Raw genomic sequence first — 22,860 nt, 5'->3', positions numbered from 1 at the left:
TATGGCTGAGATACGCACGCTACACCGAACAGGATTCATTGCCGCTCGGCGGCATTCTCCCCCACTTCACCCGCTCCTTCCGCCCCCTCGGCGGGCGCGGTTCGCCGCCATACGTGCCCTATCCGCACTATCCGGCGGCATCTCGGGGCACTATGAACCTCGTGGCAACCGCGGACAGGCGTGGCGTTCGGGGGGCGGTGCGCGCCGGGTGGGCGGTGCCGCCCGGTCCGTCGGGCGTGCCCTGCACCTGCCCGTCACCGGCGCCGCGCGCGGTATCCGCCGGGTCACACACGCGCACGGCGCGGGCGAGTCGGGCCTCGGCAAGCTGATCGAACTGCACGCGGTGAACGGCGCCGGGGACGTCATGATCACCGTGGCGCTCGCCTCCACGGTCTTCTTCTCCGTGCCGACCGACGAGGCGCGCGGGCGGGTCGCGCTGTACCTGGCGATCACCATGGCGCCGTTCACCGTCCTCGCCCCGGTCATCGGCCCGCTCCTCGACCGGCTCCCGCACGGGCGCCGGGCCGCGATGGCGGCGGCCATGCTGGCGCGGGTGCTGCTCGCCCTGCTGATCTCGGGCGCGGTGGCGACCGGGAGCCTGGAGCTGTATCCCGCCGCGCTCGGCGTGCTGGTGGCCTCCAAGGCGTACGGCGTGGTGCGCAGCGCCGTCGTACCGCGGCTGCTGCCACCGCTGTTCTCGCTGGTGAAGGCCAACTCCCGGGTCACCCTGGCCGGGCTGCTGGCCACCGGGGTGGCCGCGCCGATCGCCGCGGGACTGCACCGGCTCGGCGATCCCTGGCCGCTGTACGGCGCCTCCGTGATCTTCGCCGCGGGCACGGCGCTGTCCTTCTCGCTGCCGCCCAAGGTGGACTCCGCCCGCGGCGAGGCGCCGGCGCTGCTCGCCGCCGAGGAGACGCGGCTGCCGAGGACCAAGGTGAAGCGGCCCGGGCTGCGCACGGTCGGGCCCGCCGTGACCCACGCCCTCGGCGCCAACGCGGCCCTGCGCTGCCTGTCCGGCTTCCTGATCTTCTTCCTCGCCTTCCTGCTGCGCGAGCATCCGCTCGGCGGCCGGAGCGCGGTGGTCTCGCTGGGGCTGGTGGGCGTCGCGGCCGGCGCGGGAAACGCGCTGGGCACGGCGGTGGGCGCGTGGCTCAGATCACGGGCGCCGGAGATCATCATCGTGACCGTCGTCGCGGCGGCGCTGGGCATGGCGCTCGTGGCCGCGGCGTTCTTCGGGGCGGTCCTGGTGACCTGTCTGGCGGCGGTCGCCGGGTTCGCGCAGGCGCTGGCCAAGCTGGCGCTGGACGCGCTGATCCAGCGGGACGTGCCGGAACTGGTGCGCAGCTCCGCCTTCGCCCGCTCCGAGACGCTGCTCCAGATGGCGTGGGTGTTCGGCGGCGCGGTGGGCATCGTGATGCCGCTCAACGGCACGGTGGGGCTGCTGGCCGGCGCCGCGTTCGTGGCGGTGGGCTGGCTGAGCACCCTGCGCGGTCTGATCGCCTCCGCGCGGTACGGCGGCCGGCCCCGCGCCCGGGTGGCGTGAGCGGGCGCTCCGGAGCGGGCGCTCCGGAGTGGCGGGGCGGTGTGGCGGGGCGGTGTCGTAAAGGGGCAGGTGGCGTGACGAACCGGGACACGCTTCGGTTGTCGCGGACACGACTGGCGTAACGAACCGGGCACGCCGCACCCCGCGTGGGCGGACGGCTCCGGGCGACCGATAATCTTTCGACCATGACCACGCTGCCCCGCGGCGAAGCCGCTGAAGTACACCGCGTCGCGCGGCGCCGCCGCGCCGTCGCCGCCGCCGGCGCCGTTGCCGCCGGACTGCTCGTCCTGTCCGCCTGCGACAAGCCGACGCCCACCGCGACGATCACCGTCGGCAAGGACTCGGTGCACTCCGAGGCGGTCTGCTACAACGACGGCAAGGCGCTCGACGCCAAGGCCCTGGCCGACTGCGCCAAGAAGACCGGCGACGCGAAGGCGATCTCGGTCGGCGAGGACTCGACGATCCGGATCGGTGTCGACCCGAAGATCGCGGACGCCGGCTGGGCCGTGCTGGTCAACGGCCGCCCCTTCACCAGCCTGAGCAAGGAGACGTACCGCACCCTGCCGGGCAACGCGTTCTTCAACGAGCAGTACGGCACCGGCGGCGCGTCCAACACGCTGGTGATCCAGATGGGCTCCAACCCGACCAAGGGCGTGTGGTCCTTCAAGCTGAAGAAGGACTGATCACGGCCCCCGCACGCGTCCTCGTGGCCACCGCGGTCCCCGCCGAACGGGACGCGGTGGCACGGGCGTTCCCCGGCTCCGGGGAAGAGGTACGGCTGCCGGGCGCGGCGCTGTTCCGCACGACCGCCGGCGCCGTCCCGTCCGGTACGACCGCCGGTGCCGCCCCGTCCACCGGGGCCGCTCCCCCTCGTACCGCCGCCGTGATCGATCTGCTGGCCGCCGGGGTCGGGCCCGCGCGGGCCGCCGCCTCCACCGGTGCCGCGCTCACCGCGGCCGCGCTCGCCGGCGCCCCCTACGACCTGGTCGTCTCGGCCGGGATCGGCGGCGGGTTCGCGCCCGGGGCGCCGCTCGGCTCGCTCGTCGTCGCCGACGCGATCACCGTCGCCGACCTGGGCGCCGAGACCGCCGACGGCTTTGTGCCGGTCACCGAACTGGGCTTCGGGACCGTCACCCATCGCCCGCCTCAATCACTCGTACGGGCCGTGGCCGAGGCCACCGGTGCCCGCACCGGCACGGTCCTGACCGTGTCCACCGTGACCGGGACCGCCGCCCGCGCCGCCGCGCTGGGCGCCCGGCACCCCCGCGCGCTCGCCGAGGGCATGGAGGGCTTCGGGGTCGCCGAGGCCGCCGGGGCCCAGGGCGTGCCGGTGCTGGAGATCCGCGCGGTCTCCAACCCGGTCGGCCCGCGCGACCGCGCCGCCTGGCGCATCGGCGACGCCCTCGCCGCCCTCACCGCGGCCTTCGGGAAGTTCGCGCCCGCATTGGAGAGTTGGAAATCCGTATGACCAGTGAGCCCTTGCAGATCGCGTACTCGCCCTGCCCGAACGACACCTTCGTCTTCGACGCCCTGGCCCACGGCCGCGTCCCCGGCGCCCCCGCGCTGGACGTGACCTTCGCCGACATCGACCTCACCAACGGCATGGCCGAGCGCGGCGAGTTCGATGTGCTGAAGGTGTCGTACGCCGTCCTGCCGTACGTCCTCGACGAGTACGCGCTGCTGCCCTGCGGCGGCGCGCTCGGCCGGGGCTGCGGGCCGCTGGTGCTCACGCGGGAGGCCGGCGTCGACCTGACGGGCCGTACGGTCGCGGTGCCCAGCGAGAAGTCGACGGCCTACCTGCTGTTCCGGCTGTGGGCCGCGGACGTGGTGCCCGGCGGGGTCGGCGAGATCGTGGTCATGCCGTTCCACGAGATCATGCCGGCCGTGCGGGACGGCACGGTGGACGCGGGCCTGGTGATCCACGAGGCCCGCTTCACCTACCGGAACTACGGGCTGCACAAGCTCGCCGACATGGGCGAGCACTGGGAGCTGACGACCGGGCTGCCGATCCCGCTGGGCGCGATCGTGGCCAAGCGGTCGCTGGGCGCCGGGACGCTGAAGGGGCTCGCCGAGTCCGTGCGCGCCTCCGTGCGGGCCGCGTGGGACGCGCCCGAGGTCTCCCGGCCGTACGTCATGGCGCACGCCCAGGAGATGGACCCGGCCGTGGCCGACCAGCACATCGGGCTGTACGTCAACGAGTTCACCGCCGACCTCGGCGAGGACGGCTACGCGGCGGTCCGCGGGCTGCTCACCCGGGCCGCGGCCGAGGGACTGGTGCCGCCCCTCGGCCCGGACGCGCTCGCGTTTCCCTGAGGGAGCCCTGAGGAGCGGGCGCGGTCAGACGTCCAGCTGGTCGGCGACCGCGCGGAGCAGCCCGGCGATCTTCTTGCCGGATGCCTTCTCCGGGTAGCGGCCCTTCTCCAGCATCGGGGTGATGTTCTCGAGGAGGGTCGTCAGGTCCTGCACGATCGAGGCCAGCTCGTCGGGCTTCTTGCGCTGGGCGGCGGCCACGGACGGCGTCGGGTCGAGCACGACCACCGAGAGCGCCTGGTCGCCGCGCTGGCCGGCGACCACGCCGAACTCCACCCGCTGTCCCGGCTTGAGCACATCGACTCCGGCGGGGAGAACCGAGGAATGGACGAAGACGTCACCGCCGTCGTCGCGGGAGAGAAAGCCGAAGCCCTTCTCGCTGTTGAACCACTTGACCTTGCCGGTAGGCACGTCTGTCCTCGTCCTCGTACTCGTCGGGAAAACTGCTCGGAAACGGCTCTTGATAGCACTGCAGCGGGTCGCCGTGACCCGCTGTCATCAAGGCTAATGGTCCTGGACCCGGTGACAAGACGTCCCCGGTCGTTCTCTCGCGCAGGAACTACCCTGGTCCGGTGCGTGACAAAACCCAAGCGAATTCCGCCGGGCCCGGCGACGGACTGATCCGTGCCGGCGCCATCGTGTTCTTCGTCGGAGCCCTGGCCACCCTGGTCACGATGGTCCCGTTGTTCCTCGGCACCAAACCGTTTCCGACCTACATGTACGGACTGTGCATGCTCATGGGCGTCGGCTTCCTCGTGGCCGGCGCGGGGGTGCTGCGGTCGATCGCGGCCGGCCGGCGCCGGGCGAGGAGCGCCGCGGCGTCCCGGTAGCGGACGGGACCGGGCCGTCCTCGGGCCGCCGGACCCGGTTTCGTCAGGGGCGGTAATCGGCCAGCCACGCCGGGAAGGCGGACAGATCGTCCAGGACGACGTCCGCCCCGGCCGCGCGCAGCTCGTCCGCGGGGCAGGGTCCGGTCGCCACCGCGACCGACAGCGCGCCCGCGGTACGCGCCCCGCGCACATCGCCGGTGTGGTCGCCGACGTACACCCCCGCGCCGTGCTCGCGCAGCGCCCGTGCCTTCTGCTCGGCCCACAGGTCGCCCACGACCACGTCCGGCTCGATGCCCAGATGGGACAGGTGCAGCTTCGCGTTCGGCTCGTACTTGGCGGTGACCACCATGGTCCGGCCGCCGGCCGCGCGCACCGCCGCCATGGCCTCGCGGGCGCCCGCCATGGCGGGGGTCGCGGCGATGGCTATGGACGGGTACATCTCCCGGTACAGCTCGGCCATCGCGGGCACGCGCTCGGCCGGGAACCAGTTCACCAGCTCGTCCGCGAGCGGCGGCCCGAGCCGGGTGACCGCCAGGTCGGCGTCGATGTACGCCCCCGTACGCTCCGCCAGCGCGATGTAGCACGCGCGGATGCCCGGCCGGGAGTCGATGAGGGTCATGTCGAGGTCGAAGCCGACGGTGAGGGAGGCCATGGGGGACATGGTGCCAGGCCGCTACGACGGCGCACCGGCCCCCATCCGGCCTTCGGGCCACGGGCGTCGGCCTTCGTACGGGGGCCCCGGCCTTCGCCGCCACGTGCGTCGGCCTTCGCCCGGCGGGCATCGACCTTCGTACGGCGGGCGTCGGCCTCAGCGCCGCTGACGCCACCCTTCACTCGGCGAGCGTCAGCCTCCGCGGCCACGGGCGTCGGCCTTCGTGCGGCAGGCGCCGAGCTTCGGGCCACGTGCGCCGGCCCTCGCCCGGCGGGCGTCGGCCTTTGTCCGGCGGGCGCCAGCCTCAGCGCCGCTGGCGCCACTCTTCACGCGGCGGCGAGCGTCAGCCTTCGCGGCCACGGGCATCGGCCTTCGTGCGGCAGGCGCCAGACTTCGGACCACGTGCGCCGGGCCTTCGCGCCACTGACGCCACCCTTCACACGGCGGCGAGCGTCAGCCTCCGCGGCCACGGGCATCAACCTTCGTGCGGCAGGCGCCAGACTTCGGACCACGTGCGCCGGGCCTTCGCACCGCTGACGCCACCCTCCACAAGGCGAGCGTCAGCCTCCGCAGCCACGGGCATCAGCCTTCGTGCGGCAGGCGCCAGACTTCGGACCACGTGCGCCGGGCCTTCGCACCGCTGACGCCACCTCCACAAGGCGAGCGTCAGCCTCCGCGGCCACGTGCATCAGCCTTCGTCCAGCGGGCGCCAGCCTTCGGACCACCTGCGTCGGCCTTCGCCCGGCGGGCATCGGCCTCAGCGCCGCTGGCGCCACCCTTCACGCGGTGGGCGTCAGCCTTCGCGCGGTGGGCGCCGCCCTTCGCGCGGTGGGGCGTCGGCCTTCGCGCGGTGAGCGTCAGCCTTCGCGCGGTGAGCGTCAGCCCCTGCGTTGTGAGCGCCACAGGACGTAGAGCGCCGAGGCGACGGCCGCGCCCCGCACCACCCAGGGCCAGGTCTGGGCGAGGGCGTCGCCCATCTGCCCCTGGGCGATCGGGTCGCCCCAGCGGCCGTTCTGCCGGCCCCAGAGCCACACCAGGCCCGCCACGGCCGCGCCGCCGGGCAGCACGAGCACGGCCCACTTGCTCTCGGAGGGGCTCAGCCGCCGGGAGGTGTAGGCCATCGCCCAGCCCGCGAGCAGCACGAACCAGTTGCCGAGCACCGCCCCGGCGACCAGCGCGGCGGCGGCCAGCAGCAGGAACGGGTTGGACCAGCCGGCCGCGGGACCGGGCAGGAGGCGGCGGGCGGGGGCGGCGGCACCGGCGTCCGGGGCGAGCTCGGGGGCCGGGTCCGGGTCCAAGGCGGCCGCCGGGGTACGGCGCGGGAACAGTCCGAAGCGCCGGGCGGGGGCGGGAGCGGGTGCCCGCGCCGCCTTCTCCCTCTCCTCCCGCTCCTCCTTCTCCTCCTTCTCCTTCTCGATCTCGTGCGGCGGGCGGCGGAGCAGATCCGGGATCTCCACCCCGCCGACGAAGCCCGGCACCGGGTCGGTGTCCAGGAAGGGGCTGTTCCCGGCGCCGCCGAAGGGGCCGCCGGCGGTGCGCCACCAGTCGGGCGCCGGCGCGGCCTCCCACAGTTCGTGCGAGGCGGCGGGCGGCCCGTCCCTGGGCACGGACGGCTCGGGCCGGGGCTCGGTGGGCCGCGGCCGGGGGACGACCCGGCGCAGCCCCTTCGGCCGCTCGTCGCCCGGCGAGACACGCTCGGGCTCCCGCTCGCGCGGCACGGGCTGCGCCGGTACGGCGGCGGACGGGCGGCCCGCGCCGCCGGCGGGCCCGGTGCCGCCCGCGGCCTCGACCACCTCGTCGGGCGTGCCCAGGCGGTCCAGGATGCGGCGGACCGCGGCGGGACTGTCCACCGTCGCCCTGGCCCGGTCCCGGTCGATCTCGTTGCGCAGCTCCGAGACCAGCCGCATGCGCGTGGACGACGGCAACTGCCGTCGCGACGCGATGTCCCCGACGCGGCTCAGGTACTCGTAGACGACCTTGTCGCTCTCGATGCCCACGGAATCCCTCCGGGGTGACGCCGACTGAAACCCCGTGAGGACGGTAGCGCAGAGCGGGGCCCCGCCCGCCACGGCTGAACCGGCCGGGGTAACCCGCTACCGTTGGCCGGATGAGCCAAGAGGCCAACCCAGCTCCTCGGTCCCTCGCGGAGGCGCTCCGCGCCAGGGACGACGCCTCCCTGGCCGCGCTGCTGCGCAGCCGCCCGGACCTCATCACGCCCGTCCCCACCGACCTGACCCAGCTGGCCACCCGGGCCGGCACCCGGGCCTCGGTGCTGCGGGCCCTGGAACGGCTGGACCGCTTCGCGCTCCAGACCGCCGAGGCGCTGGCCGTGGCCCCGGACCCGGCCTCCAAGGCCGCGCTGCTCGGGCTGATGGCCGGGGACGCCGGGGACGAGACGGTGGCCGCCGCGCTCCCCCGCGCCCTCGCCACCCTGCGCGAACAGGCGCTGGTGTGGGGCGACGACGAGCGGCTGCGCCTGGTGCGCACCGCCCGCGAACTGCTCGCGCCGTCCCCGCAACACCCCTCGCCGACCGGGCTCGGACCCACCGTGCACGAGGCCACCTCGGGCATGTCCCCGGGGCGGATCCAGGAGATCGTGATCACGGCGGGGCTGGCCTCGACCCATGACTCGGTGTCGGCGGTGACCGCGCTGGCCGCGCTGTTCACCCACCGGAAGAAGATGGCCAAGCTGCTCTCCGGGGCGCCGGAGGGCTCCCTGGAGGTGCTGTCCCGGCTGGTGTGGGGGCCGCCGTACGGACAGGTCACCGCGGAACCGGCCGCCCATCTGCGCTGGCTGCTGGACCGGGGCCTGCTGCTGCCGACGGCTCCGGGCACCGTCGTACTGCCCCGCGAGGTCGCCCTGCACCTGCGCGCGGGCCGTGCCCACCGGGAGCCCGAGCCGCTGCCGCCCGCGGTGGAGCCGGCCGCGACCCACCGTCCACAGGGTGTGGACGCGACGGCGGCCGGCCAGGCGCACACCGCGCTCGCCACCGTCGAGGAGCTGCTGAAGGACTGGGACGAGGGCGGGCCCGCGGTGCTGCGGGCCGGCGGGCTCAGCGTGCGCGACCTCAAGCGGACCGCCGTCGCCCTGGACGCGCCGGAGCCGGTCGCCGCGTTCTGGGTCGAACTGGCCTATGCGGCGGGCCTGTTGGCCTCCGACGGTGAGGCCGACGAGCGGTACGCCGCCACCCCCTTCTACGACGAGTGGATGGAGCGCCCCCCGGCCGAGCGCTGGGCGCTGCTCGCCGGGGCCTGGCTGACGGCGACCCGGGCGCCGGGCCTGGTCGGCGGGCGGGACGCGAAGGACCGCACCCTCTCCACGCTCGGCCCGGGCCTGGACCGCTCGGCCGCGCCCGAGGTACGGCACCGGGTCCTGACCCTGCTGTCCGGCCTCCCGGCGGGCGCCGCGCCCGCCCCGGAGTCGGTCCTGACCCGCCTGTACTGGGAACGCCCCCTGCGGGGCACCGCGGGCACCCCCCGCCCCGGCAAGGACACCCCCGCCGAGGACCTCCGCACCCGCCTCGCCCGCTGGACCCTCATGGAGGCGGAACTCCTGGGCGTGACGGGGCGCGGCGCGCTGTCCACGCACGGCAGGGCGCTGCTGGGGGCACCGGGGGCGGGGACCTCGGGCGCCGGCCCGAACGGGGTGGCAGGCGCGACCGGAGGTGTCGGCGCGGGCGGTACCGGCGGCCCGGCCGGCGATCTGGGTGCGAGCGGCCTGTCCGGTGCGGGCGAGCCCGGCGGTCCCGGGGACAAGCTCCCCGTCCACCACCACCGCGCCGCCACCCCCACAGCCCCGAGCACCGCCGTGCCCCTCGCCCCCCTCGTGCCCCTCGTCCCCCTCTCCCCCGCCGCGCAGGCCGTCGCCGTCGCCACCGCTGCCCGGCTCCTCGCCCCGCTCCTGCCCGAGCCCCTCGACCACGTCCTCCTCCAGGCCGATCTGACGGCGGTCGCGCCGGGGCCGTTGGAGCGGCCGCTCGCGGAGATGCTCGGGGTGCTCGCGGACGTGGAGTCGAAGGGCGGCGCGACGGTGTACCGGTTCACGCCGGGGTCGGTGCGCCGGGCCCTGGACGCCGGGCGGACCGCCGCCGATCTGCACGACTTCCTCGCCCGGCACTCGCGCACCCCGATCCCGCAGCCGCTCGCCTACCTGATCGACGACGTGGCCCGTAAGCACGGCCATCTGCGGATCGGCGCCGCCTCGGCGTACGTCCGCTGCGACGACGACGCCCTGCTGAGCGAGATCCTCGCCGACAAGCGCGCCACCGCCCTGCGCCTGCGCCGCCTCGCCCCGACCGTGCTGGCCGCCCAGAGCGACCCGGCCGCCCTGCTGGAGGGCCTGCGCGCGATGGGCTTCGCGCCCGCCGCCGAGTCCGCCGAGGGCGATGTGCTGATCACCCGCGCGCACGCCCACCGCACCCCGCCCCGGACCGCGCCCGAGCCGGTGCCCGACGGCCCGCCGCCGCCCGACGCCACGCTGCTGTCCGCCGCGATCCGCGCGATCCGGGCCGGTGACCTGGCCGCCACGGCCCCCCGCAAGCCCTCCGGCACCGACCCGGCGGCCGGTGAGCTGCCCCGCACCTCCGCCGCCGAGACCCTGGCGACCGTGCAGGCCGCCGTGCTCACCGGCGACTCCCTGTGGATCGGCTACGTCAACGCCGAGGGCGCCGCCAGCCAGCGCGTCATCGCCCCGATCCGCGTGGAGGGCGGCTTCGTGACGGCCTACGACCACACCGCGGACGAGGTCCGCACCTACCCGCTGCACCGCGTCACCGGGGTCGCCGAACTCGCCGAGGAGTGAGCGGGGACACTCACGGCGGCCCACGACCTGCCGCGACCGTCCCCGGATGGGGCACACTGGACGTTTGGTCCCGGTGAAGGCCGTAGTGGAAAGGGTGTGCCGCGCGTGAACGGTCCACTGATCGTGCAGTCCGACAAGACCCTGCTCCTGGAGGTCGACCACGAGCGGGCCGACGACTGCCGGCGGGCCATCGCGCCGTTCGCCGAGCTGGAGCGGGCGCCCGAGCACATCCACACCTACCGGGTGACGCCCCTCGGCCTGTGGAACGCGCGGGCCGCGGGGCACGACGCGGAGCAGGTCGTGGACGCGCTGGTGGAGTACAGCCGGTACCCGGTGCCGCACGCGCTGCTCGTGGACATCGCCGAGACGATGGACCGCTACGGCCGCCTCACCCTCTCCAAGCACCCCGCGCACGGACTGGTCCTGACGACCACCGACCGGCCGGTGCTCGAGGAGGTCCTGAAGTCCAAGCGGATCAGCCCGCTGGTCGGCGCGCGGATCGACCCGGACACCGTGGTGGTGCACCCCTCCGAGCGCGGGCAGATCAAGCAGACGCTGCTCAAGCTGGGCTGGCCGGCCGAGGACCTCGCGGGCTACGTGGACGGCGAGGCGCACCCCATCGACCTGCGCGAGGACGGCTGGACCCTGCGGCCGTACCAGCGGCAGGCCGTGGAGAACTTCTGGCACGGCGGCAGCGGTGTCGTCGTACTGCCCTGTGGCGCGGGCAAGACGCTGGTGGGCGCCGCGTCCATGGCGGAGGCGAAGTCGACCACGCTGATTCTCGTGACCAACACCGTCTCCGCCCGGCAGTGGAAGCACGAGCTGGTGAAGCGGACCTCGCTGACCGAGGACGAGATCGGCGAGTACAGCGGGACGCGCAAGGAGATCCGCCCGGTCACCATCGCCACCTACCAGGTGCTGACGACCAAGCGGAAGGGCGTCTATCCGCACCTGGAGCTGTTCGACTCCCGGGACTGGGGACTGATCGTCTACGACGAGGTGCATCTGCTGCCGGCTCCCGTCTTCAAGTTCACCGCCGATCTCCAGGCTCGGCGGCGGCTGGGGCTGACCGCCACGCTGGTGCGCGAGGACGGCCGTGAGTCGGATGTGTTCTCCCTGATCGGGCCCAAGCGGTTCGACGCGCCCTGGAAGGAGATCGAGGCGCAGGGCTATATCGCGCCCGCCGACTGCGTCGAGGTCCGGGTGAACCTGACGGAGTCCGAGCGGCTGGCGTACGCGACGGCCGAGACGGAGGAGAAGTACCGCTTCTGTGCCACCACGGACACCAAGCGGAAGGTGACGGAGGCGATCGTCCGCCGGTTCACGGGCCAGCAGATCCTGGTGATCGGCCAGTACATCGACCAACTCGACGAGCTGGGCGAGCACTTGAACGCGCCGGTCATCAAGGGCGAGACCTCCAACGCCCAGCGTGAGAAGCTCTTCGACGCCTTCCGTGAGGGCGAGATCAACGTGCTGGTGGTGTCCAAGGTCGCGAACTTCTCCATCGACCTGCCCGAGGCCACGGTCGCCATCCAGGTGTCCGGCACCTTCGGCTCCCGCCAGGAGGAGGCCCAGCGGCTCGGCCGGGTGCTGCGGCCCAAGGCCGACGGCCACCAGGCCCACTTCTACTCGGTCGTGGCCCGCGACACCATCGACCAGGACTTCGCCGCCCACCGCCAGCGCTTCCTGGCCGAACAGGGCTATGCCTACCGGATCATGGACGCGGACGAGATCCTCGCGGAGGCGGAGGGCCGGGGCCGGTCCGAGACGGAGGGCTGACGGGGCGGGGCGGGTGTGACGGGCGGTGCCGTCACACCCGGCGTATGCCCGCTTCCTCGCCGTACTCGCCGAGGACGACGACGCCGAACGCCGCCTGCGCGAACACCTTGAGCGCGCGCAGGGCGCTGCCCAGGAGGTGACGCGGGGCGCCGTCCACCGCCGTGGCTCCGGTCGGGGGCGGGGAATGGTGGGGGAAACGGTTGCTGCGCTCATGACTCCATGGTGGAACTCCGAGCGGCTTCGCGGTATCGGTCCACGGGTCCAGTTCCGGCGCCCCCGTCTGCACCCCGGGGTGGAGCCGACCCGGCCCGCCCCCTGCACCGGCCCCGCCCGCACCCCCTAGGGGATTTGCGGGGCAAGAGCGCCGGGAGCCGGGCGGAGCAAGGGGGCGACTTCGCCGGCCACTGCGTGCGCCTTCGGCGATCTCCCCCCCCTGTGGGCGGCCGGGCCGCTGCGCCGGCCCTCCCCGGCGAATATCCATTGGCGTTCCCCCACCCCCCTCACTAAGATCCCCTCTCTTGCCCGCCTCCCTCGCGGAGAGCTGCCGTCCGGACGGAAACCGGGTGGCGCCGTCGTACCGCCCGCAGCAGGTCCACCGGAGGCACCCCCTTGTCCACGCACGCCCAGGAACAGGCCATCGACCCCGCGGGGGACCCGCTCTCCCGGGAGCGTTCGCACCTCGCCGACTCGCGGGCCGCGCTGCGCGCCATGCGGGAGGACGCGGAGGCGCTGGACATCCGGGACGTCACCGCGAACTGGGTCAACGCGGCGGTGCTCAGCCGCCAGATCGACGACCGCATCAAGGCGCTGGCCGACCTCAGTGACACCCCGCTGTTCTTCGGCCGGCTCGACTACCTGCACGCCCCGGGCGAGGACCGGGCGGAGGGCGCGTCGGGCGAGCAGTTCTACATCGGGCGCCGGCATGTGCACGACGCCGACGGCGACCCCATGGTCATCGACTGGCGCGCGCCGGTCTCCCAGCCGTTCTACCGGGCGTCCAAGAAGGACCCGATGGACATCGGGCTGCGCCGCCGCTTCGGCTACACCGGCGGGGACCTGACCGCGTACGAGGACGAGCGGCTGTCCGACCCGGACGAGGCGGCCACCACCAGCAAGCTGCTCCAGCGGGAGATCGAGCGGCCGCGCGTCGGCCCGATGCGGGACATCGTCGCCACCATCCAGCCGGAGCAGGACGAGATCGTCCGCAGCGGGCTCGGCGGCACCGTCTGCGTCCAGGGCGGCCCCGGCACCGGGAAGACCGCCGTCGGCCTGCACCGGGTGGCGTATCTGCTGTACGCGCACCGCGAGCGCCTCGCCCGCACCGGCACCCTCGTCATCGGCCCGAACAAGTCCTTCCTGCACTACATCGAGCAGGTGCTGCCCGCGCTGGGCGAGCTGTCCGTGCAGCAGGCCACCGTGGACGACCTGGTGGCGCGGGTGGAGGTGCGCGGCACGGACGAGGCGCCCGCCGCCGTGATCAAGGGCGACGCCCGGATGGCCGAGGTGCTGCGCCGGGCCCTGTACGCGTACGTGTCCCTGCCGACGGAACCGGTGGTGGTCGTGCGCGGCTCCCGGCGCTGGCGGGTACCGGCGTACGAACTGGAGGAGCTGGTACGACAGTTGCTCGACCGGGAGATCCGGTACGGCGCCGCCCGCGAGGCCCTGCCGCAGCGGATCGCGCACGCGGTGCTGGTGCAGATGGAGCGGGCCGGGGAGGCGCCGGACGACCGGGTGCAGGACGCGGTCGCGCGCAACAGCGCGGTGAAGGCGGCCGTGAAGGCCGTCTGGCCCGTCGTCGACCCGGCGAAACTGGTGCTGCGGCTGCTCACCGAGCCGGAGTTCCTCGACGAGCACGCGGCCGGGCTCCTCGACGAGGACGAGCGCAGGACGATCCTGTGGGCGAAGCCGGTCCGCAGCGTGAAGTCGGCCAAGTGGTCCGCCGCGGACGCGGTGTTGATCGACGAGGCCGCCGACCTGATCCAGCGCACCCACTCGCTCGGCCATGTGGTCCTGGACGAGGCGCAGGACCTCTCCCCCATGCAGTACCGGGCGGTGGGCCGCCGCTGCACCACGGGCAGCGCGACCGTCCTCGGCGACCTGGCACAGGGCACGACGCCCTGGGCGACGCGGAGTTGGGACGAGGCGCTGAGCCACCTGGGCAAACAGGAGGGCGTGATCGAGGAGTTGACGGCCGGTTTCCGGGTGCCGACCGATGTCATCACGTACGCCTCCCGGCTGCTCCCGCACATCGCGCCGGGCCTGACCCCGGTCGCCTCCGTCCGGGAGAACCCGGGCTTCTTCGAGGTCCGCGCGATCGAGGACGCGGACGAAGTCGTGGCCGCCTGCGAGGAGTTGCTGGCCCACGAGGGCTCGACCGGCCTGATCGCCGCCGACGCCCGCATCCCCGCGCTGGCCGGGGCGCTGACCGCGGCCGGGATCGGATTCCTCGCGCCGGGCGAGGAGACGACCCGCGAGACCCGGCTGACCCTGGTACCGGCCTCGCTCGCCAAGGGCCTGGAGTACGACTACGTGGTCCTGGACGAGCCGCAGGCGGTCGTCGACGGCGAACCGGACGAGCGGACCGGCCTGCGACGGCTGTACGTGGCCCTCACCCGTGCCGTCTCCGGCCTCCTGGTGACCCACACGGCACCCCTGCCCGGGCAGCTGGCGGAGTCCGTGCACGTGCTGTGACCTCCTGCCCGTTGGTGCACGGGCCGAGGAGGGCTATCGTCGGAATCCTGAGGCCAGCGCGAGGAGGACGGCCGGTGATGACGCAGGACGAGGCCGTGATCGGCTGTACGGGGAAGGTCCTCATCGGAACACGTGGATCCGCGGGACCCGGCGAGGTACTGGTCCGGGTCCGGGGTGGCTCCGAGACGTTTCTCGCCTGGTCGGAGGATCCCCTGCCGCCGGGTTCGACGGTCCTCGTGATCGAATCACGGGGATGCCGCGAGGTCGGCGTCATCGAGTGGGCAGATCCATTGGACGCGCTCGGCGGCGACGCCGTCGACGCCTGCTGAGGAGTACAAGAAAATGTTCGGATACCGCGTACCCGCGCCGGACGAGGCGATGTTGATCTCGGGCGGCCGACGGGGACTGGGGGGCGCGCCGTTCCGAGTGGTGACGGGCCACGGCAAGTTCGTGGTGCCGTTCTTCCGCAAGACCCGCTTCCTCTCGCTCGCCATGTGCGAGTCGGAGGTCACCGAGACCTGTGTGACCAAGCAGGGCATCGCCCTGCATGTGCGGGCCGTCATCGCCTTCAAGGTCGGCAATGACGCCGAGAGCATCATCAACGCCGGTCAGCGCTTCCTGTCCGACCAGGACCAGATGTCGGTGCTGACCGGGCGGATCTTCGCCGGTCACCTGCGGGCCATCATCGGCTCGATGACGGTCGAGGAGATCGTCACCGAGCGGCAGAAGCTGGCCGCCGAGGTGCTGGACACCTCCAAGATGGAGATGGCCAAGATCGGTCTGATCGTGGACTCGCTCCAGATCCAGTCGATCGACGACGGGAACACCGGTTACATCGACGCGATGTCCGCCCCGCACAAGGCGGCCATCCAGCGCCAGGCGCAGATCGCCCAGGCACAGGCCACGCAGGCCGCGGTGGAGGCGGAGCAGGAGGCGGCCCGCCGGCAGGCGGAGTTCGCCCGGCAGACCGCCGTCGTCAAGGCCGAGTACTCGGCCGAGGTGGACCGGGCGCAGGCCCAGGCAGCGCAGGCCGGTCCGCTGGCACAGGCGCACGCGCAGCAGGAAGTGCTGCACGCGCAGACGGAGTTGGCCGAGCGTCAGGCCCTGCTGCGGCAGAAGCAGCTGGTGTCCGAGGTCGTCAAGCCCGCGGAGGCGGAGGCCGAGCGGGTCCGGATTCTCGCGGCGGCCGAGGCCCAGCGGATGAAGATCCAGGCGGAGGCGGCGGCGTCGTACGACCGTGTCGCGCTGGACCGGATGCTGATCGACCAGCTGCCGCAGATCGTGAAGGAGGCGGCCGGCGGTCTGGCGGGCGCCAACGTCAACGTCCTGAACGGCGCGGACGGCCTCGGCGAGATCGCGGCCGGCCTGGTCTCCCAGGGTCTGACCATCCTGGACTCGGTCCGCCAGAACCTCGGCGGCCAGGACTCCGAGGGCGACCGCTCCGAGCAGCAGTCCCGGGACAACGGGCTGCTCCAGCTCAGCGCCCGCCGCGAGAAGAAGTCGGACGACGGCCCGGTGGACGTCGACTAGTCACCACCCGGCACCACCACCCGACCGCCCCGCCCCCGGCCGATCTCTCGGCGCGGGGGCGGGGCGGTTCGCGCCTGCCCGCACGCTGCGGCCGCCCGCGCGGTCCGTGCCGTACGGCGACCCGTCCGGTCCGTGCCGTACGACGGCTCAGGCGTCGCCCTCCGGTCGCTCGGGCGTCGCCTCCGGCGCGCCGGTGCCGTCCCCCGGCGCTCCGGCGCGCGCCCTGCGTCGGTCGAGGACGGCGAGGAGGTTGTCGACCAGCCGTTCCGCGTCGGCGTCGGCGCGCAGCGGGTAGTCCAGCAGGGCGTGGGTGTAGGCGGGGGCGAGGATCAGTTCCAGGACGTCCTGGACGTCCAGTTCGCTCGTGCCTGCGGCGGTGAGCATCGCCTCGATCTGGCGCGAGCGGGGTTCGACGAACCGGTTCATGCTGTCGGCGTCGAGCAGCCCGGAGCGGGCCGCGGCGGCGACGGACCTGGCCAGCACCAGGTTCTTGTCCTCGCGCAGGTCCGCGAGCAGCCGCCGGGTGTAGACCAGCGCGTCGGCCCGCAGGTCCCCGGTGACGGGGAGCGGCGAGCGCCGGCTCAGCTCCTCGAAGAGGGTGTCGAGGACGAGCCCCTCGGGGGTGCGCCAGCGCCGGTAGATGGTCGCGGGGTGCACCCCGGAGCGCTCGGCCACCTCCGCCACCGTGACCGTGCCGTCCGGGGAGGCGTCGAGCAGCGCCCGGACCGCCGCGTGCACCGCGTCCCGCGTCTTCGCGGATCTGCCGCCCGGACGGATCGTCCCTGCTGCCTGTGTCATGCCTCCATGCTACCGCGACTCACTCGCGTTAGCGGCCGGTTCTCGACCCTCTAATGCGAGTGACTCGCGTTAGGGACTTTTTCGGCGTACGCTCAAACGCAAGTCATTCGCATTAGGAAGGTGGGGGCTCATGCCTCGGGTACTTGTGGTGGGCGCGGGGATCGCGGGCGACACCGTCGCGCTCATGCTGGGCCGGGCCGGCTGGGAGGTCACCGTCGCGGAGATCGCCCCGCAGCTGCGCGGCGGCGGCCAGTCCGTCGATCTGCGCGGCGACTGCCGTGCGGTGCTCGCCCGCCTCGGGCTGCTCGACGAGGTCCTCGCCCGGCTGGTGGACCAGCGCGGCGCGGCCTGGGTGGACGGCGACGGGCGGCGGCTCGCGGAGATGCCCGTCGAGGCGTTCGGCGGCAACGGCTACGTCTCCAAGGAGGAGTTGCTCCGCTCGGACCTCGCCCGTGTCCTGCACGACGCGGCCGGCGCGCAGGTCACGCATCTCTTCGGGGAGACCGTGGAGGCGCTGGAGGACGCCCCGAACGGAGTGTCCGCACGGTTCCGCAACGCGCCGCCCGCCGAGTTCGACCTGGTCATCGGCGCGGACGGGGCGCACTCACGGGTGCGGCGGCTGCGCTTCGGGCCCGAAGAGGTGTTCCGCCGCCAACTGGGCCTCGCGCACGCCTGGTTCACCATGGACGAGACGCCGGGGACGCCTCCGGTCGACGGCTGGTTCATCACCCACAACGCGCCGGGCAGCCGCTCCGTCGAGGCGCGTCCGGGGCATCCGGGCCAGCAGGAGATCGGGTTCACCTTCGCGGCGACGACGCTGCCGCCGCGGCGCGACCGGGAGGCCCAGTTCGCCCTGCTGGACCAGGTGTTCGCGGATGTGGGCTGGCGCACCCGGGAGCTGCTCGCCGCCGCGCGGCAGGCGCCCGACTTCGCCCTCGACACCTTCGACCAGATCCAGCTGCCGAAGTGGTCCGACGGCCGGGTGGTGCTGCTCGGGGACAGCGCCTGGTGCGCGAGCCCCCTCAGCGGTCTCGGCACCGCTCTGGCGCTGCGCGGCGCGGCGGCGCTGGCGGACGCCATCGAGGCGGCCGACGCCCAGCGGCTGCCGCACCGCCTCTCGGACGCGCTCACCGCGTACGAGACCGCGATGCGCCCGCGCGTCCAGGACGCGCAGCGGCTGTTCCCGGGCCGGGTACGGCAGGCGGCGCCCCGCACGGAGCTCGGCATCCACACCGTCGCCTGGCTGATCCGCCAGATCCAGAAGCCCCCACTGGCGAAGACCTTCACCCGCCTGGCAGCCGAACGCGGCCAGGGCCAACCGGCCTGACGACGCCCCGGAACGGCCGGCCCGGAACGACGGCCGGTAACGACGAGCCGGACCCACGGACCGGCCGGGCGGGCCGTGACCGGCCCAGGCATCACCCGGGCCGGGCCAATTCCCCATCGGCCCCGGTCGGGGCGTGCCCGGGAAAGAGTCCTAGCCGGCCGCGCCGTCCAGTACCCGGCGCCACTCCTTCACCGCGCCTTCCGAGACCGGTCCGTGCCAGCCCTGGGGGCGGGCCGCGCCGCCGATGTGGAAGGCGTCGAGGCCCGCGGCGAGCAGCGGCGGGACATGGTCGAGGCGCAGGCCGCCGCCGACCAGGAGGGTCTGGCCGTAGCCCGGCTCACCGCGGCGGCCGTACTCGGCCAGCAGGGTCGGCAGCCCCTCCTCGACGCCGGTCGCGGCGCCCGCGGTGAGGTAGGTGTCGAGGCCGGGCAGGTCGGCGAGCTGCTTGCGCAGGGCGTCGCGGTCGGCGGCACGGTCGATCGCCCGGTGGAAGGTCCACCGGCAGCCCTCCAGCGCGGCGGCCACCCGCTCCACGGCGGCCAGGTCCACGCCCCCGTCCGCGTCGAGGAACCCCAGCACGAACTGGTCGGCGCCGGCCGCCCGCATCTCCTCCACCACCCGCAGCAGCCGCGCCATGTCACCGGCCGCGAACCCGTCCGCCAGGCGGAGCATCACGCGCAGGTCGATGTCGACGGCGGCACGGATGCCGGCGACGGTGGCGGCGGACGGGGTGAGCCCGTCGGCGGCCATCTCGGTGACCAGCTCCAGGCGATCCGCGCCTCCGGCCTGGGCGGCGACCGCGTCCTCGATGTCGAGGGCGATCACCTCCAGGACTGCACGCTTGCTCATGGCACCCCATTCGTCGCGGCCAAAGATCCAGTAGAGGTCTAGTCCAATTTAAGGGTACGCGGCCGGGCGCGCGCCAGTACGCCACCCGGCACACGCCCTCGTACGGCCGCGCCGGTACGCCCGCACGGGCACCCGGGCACCGCCCCGCCCACCACGTCGCCACGCGCACCACGCCGCCCTGCCCCGCCCACCACGTCGCCACGCACACCACGCCGCCCCACCCACCACGTCGCCCCCACCGCTACCGCGCCGAGCGGCCCCCCACGAGAATGGCCCCATGGCCGACCTCGACGCCCTCCGTCTCCGATTCGCCCGCGCCCTGGACGCCGTCCGTGCCCCCCGGGGCGGCCCGGGGCCCGCGGCCTACGCGGACCGTCTCCTCGCCCGCTGGCAGGAACCCCAGCGCCGCTACCACACGCTGACCCACCTCACCGCGGTCCTCGACCACATCGACGTGCTGGAGACGCACGCGGCCGACCCGGACGTCGTACGCCTGGCCGCGTGGTTCCACGACGCCGTCTATCTGCCGGAGCGTTCCGAGAACGAGGAGCGCTCCGCGCGGCTGGCCGAGCGCGCGCTGCCCGAGGCCGGGGTGGAGCGGGCGCGGGTCGCGGAGGTGGCCCGGCTCGTGCGGCTGACCGTCACGCACGACCCGGCCGGGGACGACCGCGACGGCCAGGTGCTGTGCGACGCCGACCTCGCGATCCTGGCCGCGTCCCCGTCGGCGTACGCGGGCTACGCGGCCGAGGTCCGCCAGGAGTACCACTTCGTCCCCGACGACGCCTTCCGGCAGGGGCGTTCCGGCGTACTGCGCCAACTCCTCGCGCTGCCCAGGCTGTTCCACACCCCCTACGGCCAAGAGCACTGGGAGGCCACCGCCCGCTGGAACCTCGCCGCCGAACTGGAAATGCTGTCGCCGTGACGCGGCCCCACACCTAAGGTGCCGCCCATGCGAGCGATGAGCGGGGAACAGGTGACCGAGGCCGTGGCCGGGTGCGTGGCGGTGCTGCGCGAGGCGGTGGGCCGGGACTGGCGGGGCGTCCGCGCCGGGCGGGTGGAGTGGGACTGCCACACCACCGCCGTGCATGTCGCGGACGACCTCGTGGCGTACGCCGCGAATCTGGCCGGGCGCGCGCGGGACGCCTACATACCCTTCGAGCTGAAGCTGGACGAGGGCACCGACAACGCGGGGCTGCTCCAGGTCCTGGAGACCACCGGCGCGCTGCTCGCCGCCGCCGTGGCCACCGCGCCGCCGGACGCCCGCGCCTTCCACCCCTACCCGTTCCGCGACGCCGACCGCGAGGGCTTCGCCGCGATGGGCGTCGCCGAGGTCCTGCTGCACACCCACGACATGGCCGCGGGCCTCGGCCTGCCCTACGAGCCGCCCGCCGCACTCGCCGAGGCCGTCCTGGCCACGATCTTCCCGCACGTCCAGCCCGGCCCGGAGCCCTGGCCGACCCTGCTGTGGGCGACCGGCCGCGGCGAGCTGACCGGCCGGGCCCCGGTCACCCGGTGGCGCTGGTCCAACAACCTCGTCCTGCGGACCGAGCGCCTCACCCTCACCGGCGTCCGCCCGGCCGCCGCCCGCGATCTCGCCCTCGGCGGCGACGGCGGCTTCGACTGGATCGGCGACGGCCCCGAGGAGGGCACGCGCGACGCCGCCAGGATGCTGCTGAAGGCGTACGAAGCGGGCGTGCACCGGCCCGAGTTCACCTCCTTCACCTTGGTGCGCGCCGAGGACGGCCGCGCGGTCGGCGCCCTCGGCTTCCACGGCGCCCCGGACGAGGACGGGCGGGTGGAGATCGGCTACAACCTGGTCGAGGACGTCCGCGGCCGGGGGTACGCCACGGAGGCGCTGCGCGCGCTGGCGAACTGGGCGCTGGCCCGCGACGACGTACGGGCCCTGTACGCGCGGGCGCAGCGGACCAACACCGCCTCCCAGGGGGTCCTCATCCGCGCCGGGTTCGCACCGGCGGGCGCGATCGACGACCGGCTCCTGGCCTACGAGCTGCGCGCGTGACCGCACCCCCCTGAGCGACGGGACCTACGAAATCCCGCGCCGCACCAGCCCCTTGGGCCGCCGCAGCCCCGACTCCCGCAGCAGCCGCACCAGTTCACGGCTGCCGGCCTCCACCGCGCCGGCCGCCACCGCGTCGGCGTACCGGTGCGCGGGAAGGTCGTAGTGGTCGCGCTCGAAGGCCCGCCGGGGCACCCCCAGCGCGTCGGCGAACAGCTGGAGTTCGCCGTACGACACATCGCTGACCAGGTGCGACCACAGGCGCCCGTGCCCGGGCCAGGTAGGCGGGTCGATGTACACGGTCACGGGCGCCTCACGAGGACGGGTCCGTGCCGATGGCGGAGCCAAGCCGGCCGACCGCCGCGACCTTGACGCCCGCCTGGTGGCACACCCAGTGCGGGTCGGGTCCCAGTTCGGGCGCCACCTCCAGCGCGTGCGGATCGCCGGTGCCGCAGACCGGGCACAACGGCCAGCGGCCGTACCGCTCCAGCAGCGCGTCCTGCACGTCCTGGGCGACCAGACCGGCCACGAAGTGCACGCCGTCCGGCCACTGCTCGACCCACCAGCGCCGCTGCGCCACCGAGTCCTCGACCAGCGAGACCACGTCCGCCTCCGCGACCCGGCCGGCGACGAGATCGGCGAGGACCAGGGCACGGGCCGCGTGCAGGGCCTGTTCAAGGGGACTGAGGGGCTCCATGCAACCCATTGTGCGCACTCTTGACCCGGAGACCGAACCGAAAATATCTTTCAGAGGTGACCCAGGACGTGAAGGAAAGTTTCGGCAGTCCGGTGGGCTCGCTCGCCGCCAAGGTGCGCACCCTCGCGCCGTCGATGACCCGGTCCATGCAGCGCGTCGCCGAGGCCGTCGCGAGCGACCCGGCCGGCTGCGCCGCCCTCACGGTCACCGGCCTCGCCGAACTGACCGGCACCAGCGAGGCCACCGTCGTCCGCACCGCGCGGCTGCTCGGCTACCCCGGCTACCGGGATCTGCGGCTCGCCCTCGCGGGCCTGGCCGCCCAGCAGCAGTCCGGGCGGGCACCCGCCATCACCACCGACATCGCCGTGGACGACCCGATCGCCGACGTCGTCGCCAAACTGGCCTACGAGGAGCAGCAGACCCTCGCCGACACCGCCGCCGGACTCGACACCGGCCAGCTCGACGCGGCCGTCACCGCGCTGGCCGGCGCCCGCCGCACCGATGTGTACGGCATCGGGGCGTCCGGGCTGGTCGCCCAGGACCTCACCCAGAAGCTGCTGCGCATAGGGCTCATAGCGCACGCGCACAGCGATCCGCATCTCGCCGTGACCAACGCCGTCCAGCTCCGCTCGGGCGACGTGGCGATCGCGATCACCCACTCCGGCTCGACGGGGGACGTCATCGAGCCGCTGCGGGCCGCCTTCGAGCGCGGGGCGACCACCGTGGCCATCACCGGCCGCCCCGACTCACCGGTCACCCAGTACGCCGACCACGTGCTGACCACGTCCACCTCACGGGAGACCGAGCTGCGCCCGGCCGCGATGTCCTCGCGGACGAGCCAACTGCTCGTGGTGGACTGCCTGTTCGTGGGAGTGGCCCAGCGCACGTACGAGACGGCGGCGCCCTCGCTCGCCGCCTCGTACGAGGCACTGGCGCACCGGCATCGCAGCAAGTCCAGGTGAGCACCTGCGCCGACACCAGGTGAGCACCGGCACCGGGGGAACACCAACCGGCATTCGAGACCGAGAGAGCCGCT

At 74.1% G+C, this 22,860-nt stretch carries 21 protein-coding genes and 1 pseudogene; 14 read left to right on the top strand and 8 right to left on the bottom strand.

Annotated features, from left to right (window positions below):
- Positions 1-208: 208 nt before the first annotated feature.
- From GHR20_RS20300 to GHR20_RS20285, 4 genes are all read left to right on the top strand, one after another.
- On the top strand, positions 209-1,543 hold the full coding sequence (locus tag GHR20_RS20300; protein WP_153813983.1) for an MFS transporter: 1,335 nt from the start codon (positions 209-211) through the stop codon (positions 1,541-1,543).
- Positions 1,544-1,728: 185 nt separating this feature from the next.
- Complete coding sequence (locus tag GHR20_RS20295; RefSeq protein WP_111583871.1) at positions 1,729-2,226, top strand: DUF2771 domain-containing protein; 498 nt, start codon at positions 1,729-1,731, stop codon at positions 2,224-2,226.
- Positions 2,227-2,249: 23 nt separating this feature from the next.
- Positions 2,250-3,011, top strand: coding sequence for a futalosine hydrolase (locus GHR20_RS20290; protein WP_153816060.1), 762 nt, complete (start codon positions 2,250-2,252; stop codon positions 3,009-3,011).
- On the top strand, positions 3,008-3,856 hold the full coding sequence (locus tag GHR20_RS20285; protein ID WP_111583873.1) for a 1,4-dihydroxy-6-naphthoate synthase: 849 nt from the start codon (positions 3,008-3,010) through the stop codon (positions 3,854-3,856). The genes GHR20_RS20290 and GHR20_RS20285 overlap by 4 nt, the downstream gene beginning before the upstream one ends.
- A 24-nt stretch (positions 3,857-3,880) precedes the next feature.
- Here the strand turns inward: GHR20_RS20285 and GHR20_RS38150 are convergent, their stop codons facing one another.
- Positions 3,881-4,264 carry a cold-shock protein gene (locus tag GHR20_RS38150; protein WP_037653330.1) on the bottom strand — a complete coding sequence of 128 codons (384 nt, stop codon included), beginning with the start codon at positions 4,262-4,264 and terminating at the stop codon, positions 3,881-3,883.
- A 161-nt stretch (positions 4,265-4,425) separates the two neighbouring features.
- Here GHR20_RS38150 and GHR20_RS20275 point away from each other — a divergent pair, with 161 nt between their 5' ends.
- Positions 4,426-4,683, top strand: a complete 258-nt coding sequence (locus GHR20_RS20275) for a hypothetical protein (RefSeq protein ID WP_148025001.1) — start codon at positions 4,426-4,428, stop codon at positions 4,681-4,683.
- Positions 4,684-4,726: 43 nt separating this feature from the next.
- Here the strand turns inward: GHR20_RS20275 and GHR20_RS20270 are convergent, their stop codons facing one another.
- Together GHR20_RS20270 and GHR20_RS20265 are read right to left on the bottom strand one after the other, a co-directional pair.
- The gene (locus GHR20_RS20270) at positions 4,727-5,344 is read right to left on the bottom strand and encodes an HAD family hydrolase (protein ID WP_148025002.1); all 618 of its coding nucleotides are present in this window, start codon (positions 5,342-5,344) and stop codon (positions 4,727-4,729) included.
- A gap of 869 nt (positions 5,345-6,213) precedes the next feature.
- Complete coding sequence (locus GHR20_RS20265; RefSeq protein ID WP_153813982.1) at positions 6,214-7,332, bottom strand: hypothetical protein; 1,119 nt, start codon at positions 7,330-7,332, stop codon at positions 6,214-6,216.
- A gap of 110 nt (positions 7,333-7,442) precedes the next feature.
- Here GHR20_RS20265 and GHR20_RS20260 point away from each other — a divergent pair, with 110 nt between their 5' ends.
- A complete protein-coding gene (locus tag GHR20_RS20260; protein ID WP_153813981.1) occupies positions 7,443-10,136 on the top strand; it encodes a helicase C-terminal domain-containing protein in 2,694 nt (897 codons plus the stop codon).
- 105 nt (positions 10,137-10,241) lie between these two features.
- Positions 10,242-11,915, top strand: coding sequence for a DNA repair helicase XPB (locus GHR20_RS20255; RefSeq protein WP_153813980.1), 1,674 nt, complete (start codon positions 10,242-10,244; stop codon positions 11,913-11,915).
- Between the two features lie 31 nt (positions 11,916-11,946).
- On the opposite strand, the pseudogene GHR20_RS38145 reads toward GHR20_RS20255, so the two are convergent.
- A pseudogene (locus tag GHR20_RS38145) lies at positions 11,947-12,128 on the bottom strand (hypothetical protein).
- A 495-nt stretch (positions 12,129-12,623) separates the two neighbouring features.
- Between GHR20_RS38145 and GHR20_RS20245 the strand changes: the two are divergent.
- The 3 genes from GHR20_RS20245 (at position 12,624) to GHR20_RS20235 (ending at position 16,136) form a co-directional block, all read left to right on the top strand.
- A complete protein-coding gene (locus GHR20_RS20245; protein ID WP_243878375.1) occupies positions 12,624-14,606 on the top strand; it encodes a UvrD-helicase domain-containing protein in 1,983 nt (660 codons plus the stop codon).
- Between the two features lie 77 nt (positions 14,607-14,683).
- Positions 14,684-14,935 (top strand): hypothetical protein, encoded by a 252-nt coding sequence (locus tag GHR20_RS20240; protein WP_085565325.1) that lies wholly within the window; start codon positions 14,684-14,686, stop codon positions 14,933-14,935.
- Between the two features lie 13 nt (positions 14,936-14,948).
- A complete protein-coding gene (locus GHR20_RS20235) occupies positions 14,949-16,136 on the top strand; it encodes a flotillin family protein (protein ID WP_111583879.1) in 1,188 nt (395 codons plus the stop codon).
- 147 nt (positions 16,137-16,283) lie between these two features.
- On the opposite strand, the gene GHR20_RS20230 is transcribed toward GHR20_RS20235, so the two are convergent.
- Positions 16,284-16,934 (bottom strand): TetR/AcrR family transcriptional regulator, encoded by a 651-nt coding sequence (locus tag GHR20_RS20230; RefSeq protein WP_153813979.1) that lies wholly within the window; start codon positions 16,932-16,934, stop codon positions 16,284-16,286.
- A gap of 130 nt (positions 16,935-17,064) precedes the next feature.
- Here GHR20_RS20230 and GHR20_RS20225 point away from each other — a divergent pair, with 130 nt between their 5' ends.
- Positions 17,065-18,261, top strand: coding sequence for an FAD-dependent monooxygenase (locus GHR20_RS20225; RefSeq protein WP_153813978.1), 1,197 nt, complete (start codon positions 17,065-17,067; stop codon positions 18,259-18,261).
- A gap of 150 nt (positions 18,262-18,411) precedes the next feature.
- Here GHR20_RS20225 and GHR20_RS20220 read toward each other — a convergent pair whose 3' ends face one another.
- Positions 18,412-19,110: a copper homeostasis protein CutC gene (locus GHR20_RS20220; RefSeq protein ID WP_111583882.1), complete on the bottom strand. Its 699-nt coding sequence runs from the start codon at positions 19,108-19,110 to the stop codon at positions 18,412-18,414.
- Between the two features lie 277 nt (positions 19,111-19,387).
- On the opposite strand from GHR20_RS20220, the gene GHR20_RS20215 reads away from it, so the two are divergent.
- Positions 19,388-20,032 carry a hypothetical protein gene (locus GHR20_RS20215; RefSeq protein WP_153813977.1) on the top strand — a complete coding sequence of 215 codons (645 nt, stop codon included), beginning with the start codon at positions 19,388-19,390 and terminating at the stop codon, positions 20,030-20,032.
- A 27-nt stretch (positions 20,033-20,059) separates the two neighbouring features.
- Entirely contained in the window at positions 20,060-21,130 is a 1,071-nt protein-coding gene (locus GHR20_RS20210) for a GNAT family N-acetyltransferase (protein ID WP_194858934.1), read from the top strand.
- Positions 21,131-21,154: 24 nt separating this feature from the next.
- Here GHR20_RS20210 and GHR20_RS20205 read toward each other — a convergent pair whose 3' ends face one another.
- The gene (locus GHR20_RS20205; protein WP_153813976.1) at positions 21,155-21,433 is read right to left on the bottom strand and encodes a DUF4031 domain-containing protein; all 279 of its coding nucleotides are present in this window, start codon (positions 21,431-21,433) and stop codon (positions 21,155-21,157) included.
- A 7-nt stretch (positions 21,434-21,440) separates the two neighbouring features.
- Entirely contained in the window at positions 21,441-21,824 is a 384-nt protein-coding gene (locus GHR20_RS20200) for a hypothetical protein (protein WP_148025008.1), read from the bottom strand.
- A 56-nt stretch (positions 21,825-21,880) separates the two neighbouring features.
- Between GHR20_RS20200 and GHR20_RS20195 the strand changes: the two genes are divergently transcribed.
- On the top strand, positions 21,881-22,786 hold the full coding sequence (locus GHR20_RS20195; protein WP_111583886.1) for a MurR/RpiR family transcriptional regulator: 906 nt from the start codon (positions 21,881-21,883) through the stop codon (positions 22,784-22,786).
- Positions 22,787-22,860: the final 74 nt, after the last annotated feature.

Origin of the sequence: Streptomyces sp. SUK 48 (assembly GCF_009650765.1) — a bacterium.
Taxonomy (GTDB): domain Bacteria; phylum Actinomycetota; class Actinomycetes; order Streptomycetales; family Streptomycetaceae; genus Streptomyces.
Note: the sequence above shows the minus strand (reverse complement) of the source record. Positions and strands in the feature narration are given on the sequence as shown.

Bases quoted from the DNA above. Each gene is read 5' to 3' on its own strand.
- GHR20_RS20230 (WP_153813979.1), bottom strand. From the start codon at position 16,934: ATGACACAGGCAGCAGGGACGATCCGTCCGGGCGGCAGATCCGCGAAG.
- GHR20_RS20295 (WP_111583871.1), top strand. From the start codon at position 1,729: ATGACCACGCTGCCCCGCGGCGAAGCCGCTGAAGTACACCGCGTCGCG.
- GHR20_RS20260 (WP_153813981.1), top strand. From the start codon at position 7,443: ATGAGCCAAGAGGCCAACCCAGCTCCTCGGTCCCTCGCGGAGGCGCTC.
- GHR20_RS20270 (WP_148025002.1), bottom strand. From the start codon at position 5,344: ATGTCCCCCATGGCCTCCCTCACCGTCGGCTTCGACCTCGACATGACC.
- GHR20_RS20240 (WP_085565325.1), top strand. From the start codon at position 14,684: ATGACGCAGGACGAGGCCGTGATCGGCTGTACGGGGAAGGTCCTCATC.
- GHR20_RS20225 (WP_153813978.1), top strand. From the start codon at position 17,065: ATGCCTCGGGTACTTGTGGTGGGCGCGGGGATCGCGGGCGACACCGTC.
- GHR20_RS20220 (WP_111583882.1), bottom strand. From the start codon at position 19,110: ATGAGCAAGCGTGCAGTCCTGGAGGTGATCGCCCTCGACATCGAGGAC.
- GHR20_RS20210 (WP_194858934.1), top strand. From the start codon at position 20,060: ATGCGAGCGATGAGCGGGGAACAGGTGACCGAGGCCGTGGCCGGGTGC.
- GHR20_RS20285 (WP_111583873.1), top strand. From the start codon at position 3,008: ATGACCAGTGAGCCCTTGCAGATCGCGTACTCGCCCTGCCCGAACGAC.
- GHR20_RS20245 (WP_243878375.1), top strand. From the start codon at position 12,624: ATGCGGGAGGACGCGGAGGCGCTGGACATCCGGGACGTCACCGCGAAC.
- GHR20_RS20200 (WP_148025008.1), bottom strand. From the start codon at position 21,824: ATGGAGCCCCTCAGTCCCCTTGAACAGGCCCTGCACGCGGCCCGTGCC.
- GHR20_RS20235 (WP_111583879.1), top strand. From the start codon at position 14,949: ATGTTCGGATACCGCGTACCCGCGCCGGACGAGGCGATGTTGATCTCG.
- GHR20_RS20215 (WP_153813977.1), top strand. From the start codon at position 19,388: ATGGCCGACCTCGACGCCCTCCGTCTCCGATTCGCCCGCGCCCTGGAC.